This is a genomic window from uncultured Campylobacter sp. (assembly GCF_938030685.1).
Lineage (GTDB): Bacteria > Campylobacterota > Campylobacteria > Campylobacterales > Campylobacteraceae > Campylobacter_B.
On record NZ_CALHHX010000026.1, the window covers coordinates 1 to 5,530 of the forward strand.

Annotated in this window: 5 protein-coding genes and 1 pseudogene; all 6 read left to right on the forward strand. The window is 48.9% G+C overall.

Features of this window, described 5'->3' with window-relative positions; translation table 11 throughout:
• Positions 1 to 12: 12 nt before the first annotated feature.
• A complete protein-coding gene (locus tag Q0369_RS11155; protein ID WP_367178953.1) occupies positions 13 to 153 on the forward strand; it encodes a DUF6394 family protein in 141 nt (46 codons plus the stop codon).
• A 9-nt stretch (positions 154 to 162) separates the two neighbouring features.
• Positions 163 to 2,610 carry a leucine--tRNA ligase gene (leuS, locus tag Q0369_RS01270; protein WP_298094910.1) on the forward strand — a complete coding sequence of 816 codons (2,448 nt, stop codon included), beginning with the start codon at positions 163 to 165 and terminating at the stop codon, positions 2,608 to 2,610.
• Between the two features lie 6 nt (positions 2,611 to 2,616).
• Positions 2,617 to 3,156, forward strand: coding sequence for an LPS assembly lipoprotein LptE (gene lptE / locus Q0369_RS01275; protein ID WP_298094913.1), 540 nt, complete (start codon positions 2,617 to 2,619; stop codon positions 3,154 to 3,156).
• 37 nt (positions 3,157 to 3,193) lie between these two features.
• A pseudogene (locus tag Q0369_RS11160) lies at positions 3,194 to 3,388 on the forward strand (bifunctional folylpolyglutamate synthase/dihydrofolate synthase); the annotation flags it as partial.
• 120 nt (positions 3,389 to 3,508) lie between these two features.
• Complete coding sequence (locus Q0369_RS01280) at positions 3,509 to 4,738, forward strand: bifunctional folylpolyglutamate synthase/dihydrofolate synthase (protein WP_367178955.1); 1,230 nt, start codon at positions 3,509 to 3,511, stop codon at positions 4,736 to 4,738.
• A partial coding sequence (locus tag Q0369_RS01285) for a M23 family metallopeptidase (protein ID WP_298094919.1) occupies positions 4,731 to 5,530 on the forward strand: 800 nt, incomplete at its 3' end. The genes Q0369_RS01280 and Q0369_RS01285, both read left to right, overlap by 8 nt.

Genomic DNA, 5,530 nt, shown 5'->3' on the forward strand with positions numbered 1-5,530 from the left:
GATCTGCATCTCATACCGGCGTTCGTTTTGATTGTAGTAGCGCCGGGAGATCTGTCGATCGTGACCTCGCTTGCCATCGGCGCGCTACTTGCAAACTTTTTCTCGCTAATTTTAATAGCGATCGAGTCGGCAAAAACTAAAGACGAATTCTAGGAGCGCAAAATGCCTTACGATAGTAAAAGTATTGAGCTTAAATGGCAGAAAATTTGGGATGAAGAGGGAGTTTTCGAGCCTAAGGACGATTACAGCCTGCCTAAAAAATATATCCTTTCGATGTTTCCCTACCCAAGCGGCCGCATCCACATGGGGCACGTGCGCAATTACAGCATCGGCGACGCGCTGAGCCGCTACTACAGGCTGCGCGGATACAACGTGCTTCAGCCGATCGGCTTTGACAGCTTCGGTATGCCTGCGGAAAATGCGGCGATCAAACACGGCATTCATCCTAAAACTTGGACTTACGAAAATATCGATTATATGAAAAAGGAACTGCACCGCCTGGGTTTTAGCTTTTCGGCTCGCCGTATGCTCGCTACCTCCGATCCGCTTTATACGCGCTGGGAGCAGGAATTTTTCATCAAACTTTTTGAAAAAGGACTCATCTACAGAAAAAGCGCCGTGGTAAATTGGTGCGAGCACGATCAGACGGTTCTTGCCAACGAGCAGGTTGAGGAGGGCAGGTGCTGGCGCTGCGGCAATGAGGTCGTGCAAAAGCAGATGCCTGGCTACTACCTAAAAATCACCGCCTACGCGCAGGAGCTTTTGGATTGCCTAAAACAGCTTGAGGGCAAGTGGCCCGCTCAGGTGCTTACGATGCAGGAAAACTGGATCGGACGCAGCGAGGGTTTGGAATTTAGCTTTAAATTTGACGAGCAAAGCAGCGCCAAACTTGGCGGCATCGAGGGCTTTAAGGTCTTTACGACGCGCCCCGATACGATTTACGGTATGAGCTACGCGGCGCTTGCGCCGGAGCATGAGGTTGTAAAGAGGCTTTTGGATAATAATTTACTTGACGCCGAAGCTGCGGCGAAGGTGAGAGAAATTTTAAATCAAAGCCCGCGCGAGCGCCAAGCAAGCGATAAAGACGGCGTGAGCCTCGGAATCAGCGTGCTTCATCCGCTAAGCGGAAAAAAAATCCCCGTTTGGACTGCAAATTTCGTCCTAGCCGAATACGGCGGCGGCGCGATTATGGCTGTGCCTGCGCACGATGAGAGAGACTTCGAGTTTGCAAAGAAATTTAACCTGCCGATCGTTCAAAGCATCGCTCCAAAAAGCGGTGATTACGACGCTAGCAAAGCCTACGTAGAGAGCGGAGTTTTGGTAAATTCCGCGGAATTTAGCGGCATGGATAGCGAGAAGGCAAAAAGTGCGGTTATCTCAAAATTTGAGGAGTTAAAGCTCGGACGCCGCGTGGTAAATTTTAAACTTCGCGATTGGGGGGTAAGCCGCCAGCGCTACTGGGGCGCGCCGATCCCGATGATCCACTGCCCAAAATGCGGGCTTGTAAGCGAGAAAATTTCAAATCTGCCCGTAGAGCTTCCGCAGGATATTAAGATCACCGGCAAGGGCAATCCACTCGACGCGCATCCTAGCTGGAAGTTTTGCAAATGCCCTAAATGCGGCGGCGACGGGGTACGCGAGACCGACACGCTTGATACCTTTTTTGAAAGCTCATGGTATTTCGCGCGCTACGCAAGCGACGAACGGACGTGGCAGCAGCGGGCGTTTGACGAGAAAAGCGTGAATTACTGGATGAACGTCGATCAATATATCGGCGGCATCGAGCACGCGATTTTGCACCTTTTGTATGCGAGATTTTTCCAAAAGGCTCTTCGCGACATAGGCTATCTGCGCGATAGCGAGCCGTTTGAGCGGCTGCTAACTCAGGGCATGGTGCTAAAAGATGGCGCAAAGATGAGTAAAAGCAAAGGAAACACCGTCGATCCTGATGATATTATCGAGACCTATGGCGCCGATACGGCGAGACTTTTTATACTTTTTGCCGCGCCTCCTCAAAAGGAGCTTGAGTGGAACGACAGCGCGGTAGAGGGTGCGTATAAATTTCTTAGTCGCCTCTACGATCGCGCCGAAAATGCCTACGCTACGGATAAAATTCCGCAGATCGACCACGCCACTTTAAATAAAGAGGAAAAATACGCCCGCCTTAAAGTTTATGAGGCGCTTAAGAAATCACAGCAGGTTTATGAGAGCAGCTTTGCTTTCAATACCCTAATCGCCGCGTGTATGGAGGCGCTAAACGCGCTAAACGCGCAGAGCGACAAAGACGTATTTACCGAGGGTTACTTTGTGATTTTAAACCTGCTCGAGCCTATCGTGCCGCACATCTGCGCCGAGCTTAGCGAGAAGCTGTTTAAGAGGCGGAATTTCGGCGAGCTGCGAGTTTGCGAAGAGGTCTTTGAGAGCGATACGATCAAGCTTGCCGTCACGATTAACGGTAAAAAGCGCGCCGAGTTTGAAGCGGATGCGGGCCTAAGCGAGGGCGAAATTTTAAGCCTTGCAAAGCAAAACTGCGCCAAATGGCTAGAGGGCAAGAGTATCGTAAAAGAAATTTATGTCAAAAACAAGCTTGTAAATTTGGTGGTAAAGTAGGCGAAGATGAGAAAAGTTTTAACCGTTTTTTGTTTGATTTTTTTAATCGGCTGCGGCTACAAGCCCGTTTCGAGGATCGCGAAAGAGACGATGAGCGGAAGCGTATTTGTAGACGTAATGATGAGCAAGACCGATCCGCAAAACACCGTCGCTATTAAAGATGCGATCAGACAGGGTATAGTCCAGCGCCTAGGGATGAGCCTTTCGGATAAAAACTCGGCGCAGACGATTGTAGTAGCAAGCATAAAAAGCCTAAGTTTTAGCGAGCTTTCATACGATCAGTTCGGCTACGTCACTAGCTACCGCGCAAATCTCATCGTAAATTTTAGCACCAAGCTTAAAAACGGAGAGGTTTTCAGCAAGGATTGCGTGGGCGATTACGATTTTAAAGTTAGCCGCCTAGTCAAAAATAGCTACGATACGAGCTCTATCATTAGCGATAAGGACCGCTACAAGGCGATCGAAAATGCCTCCGCGCAGGCGTTTGACGAGTTTATTTCGGCGCTTGCGATTAGGGGATTCAGACTTGAGCGGGCGCAGCATTAAAGAATTTTTGCAAAATCGCCCGATTTATTACAAAAAAATCGACTATGAGCGCTTTCCGCGGGCATATGCCGCCATTAAAGATAAAATTCCGCTCAAAAACGTCATTCAGATCATCGGCACCAACGGCAAGGGCAGCACTGGGCGGTTTTTGGCTAACGCGATCGCCGCAGCGGGCTTTAGCGTCGGGCACTACACTAGCCCGCACGTTTTTAAGCTCAACGAGCGCATCTATCTAGGCGGACGCATCGCGCAAATCCCAGTTTTTGCGTTAAATTCCGATGCTTTAAATTTTAAAAACGAGCAAAATTCCGCTTTGGCGCCAAATTTTACGGAAAAACAAAATTCCATAAAGATGCAAAATTTTGCGAACAGAGAAAATTCCGCCTCTCAAATTTCTATTTCTAATTTGCAAAATTCCGCCACGCAGGATTTTATTGCCACGCAGAATTTGCACGGCGAGCAGAATTCTGCCCTGCAAAACCCCGTTTATACCACGCAAAATTTTTGTAGCGAGCAGAATTACATCGCGCAAAATTCTGCTTCTACACAAAATTTATGGAATTCTCAAGATCTCAAATCGTCGTCTGAGCAAAATTTCAAATCTCCGTTAGGATCAAATTTTAAATCCGCTCAAAGCTCGCTTCCCATTTCGCTAGGTCGCGATGCTACGGATGAGGAGCTTGATTTCGCGCATGAGTTTTTGCAAGAGAGCTTGCCTGCGGAGTTTAAAGATAGCCTGTCGTATTTCGAGTATCTCACGCTTGCGGCGGCAGTGCTTTTTAGGGATTGCGATTACTGCGTGATCGAGGCTGGGATGGGCGGCGAGTTTGACGCTACGTCGAGCTTTGGGCGCATGCTGTCGCTTTTTACGCCGATCGGCACCGATCATTTGGGTATGCTAGGACAAAATCTAGAGCAGATCGCCCACACCAAGCTCATTACGATGGATAAGGAGGCGATTTTAAGCGATGAGATGAGTGAGGTTCCACTTCGTATCGCGCAGCAGATCGCAGAGCAAAAAGGAACTCATTTGAGGTTTGCAGCAGAGCTTTTAAGCGAGAGTGAGCAAGCGCAGATTGCATGGTTTTGCGCGCACAATAATCTGCCTAAATTTCAAATTTCAAATTTAGCTCTAGCGCTTGCTGCGATGAAATTTTTAAATTTGAAATTTGAAATTTCGCAGCTACCGCCTCTAAATTTACGTGGCAGGATGGAAGTTTTGGCGCCGAATTTGCGCGTGGATGTTGGACACAACGAGCTTGCGGCACAGCAAGTCGCCCGCGAAATTACCGAAATCTACGGAGGCAAAAAGATCGTGCTGATTTATAACGCCTTTGCCGATAAAGACGTAGCCGCGGTGCTACGGACTTTAGCACCCGTGGTAGAGCGCGTGGAGATCTTTAACTACGAGGTTGCGGATCGCGAAATGGCAGCAGAGGCGATAACCCGTGCGCTTGACGCGCTTAAAATTCCGCATTCGCCGTTTCGCGGCGAGCTTAGAGCGGACGAGGAGTATTTGGTTTTCGGCTCGTTTCATTTGGTAGAAAATTTCATTTTATGGCTTGAGGCACGCCGTGGCTAAAACTAAACTCACCCTAAGCGATCACTTTGGCACCAAGACGCTGTATTTTGGCGAAAATTTTAGATTTCAACTTAAAATTTTATCTGCGTTTTTCGTAATTTTTCTGCTAGTTTTGTTTTTTGCGATCTTTAAACTCGCGAGCGACCGATCAAATTTAAAAGAGCTAAACAAAACCCTATACGCCGAAAATCTCGCGCTAAAAGAGCAAAATATCGCGCTTGAGGGCAAAAATGAGGAGGTGCTTGCCAAGCTGGACGGACGCGAAGACGATGGAGGCGGACTGGATAGTGATATCCAGGTAATGCTTGCGATGAATGAGATGAAAAAGGAGCGCAAAAAGGGCTCCGGCGCGCATATCGCAGCTAGCGAAAAAACGGCGAGCGCGATTCTTAGCGCTGTGCCTAATGGACTTCCGATGCAGTATCGCGGCGTAACTAGCCCTTTTGGGATGCGCACTCATCCGATCAGTGGCGTTATGAGGATGCACCACGGCATCGACTTGCGAGCAAGCGAGGGCACTCCGGTGTTTGCGACGGCAGAGGGCTTCGTGCAGTTTGCAGGCGGCAGCGGTAGCGGATATGGAATTTTAGTGATTCTATCGCACAATTATGGCTTTGAAACCCGCTACGGCCACCTTAGCTCCGCGGTCGTAACGCCCGGTTCTTGGGTTAAAAAGGGCGATCTTATCGGCTATAGCGGTAACACCGGCTATAGCACCGGCCCGCACCTGCATTACGAAGTTAGGTTTTTGGCTCAAAGCGTCGATCCTGCAAATTTTATGAGCTGGAACGC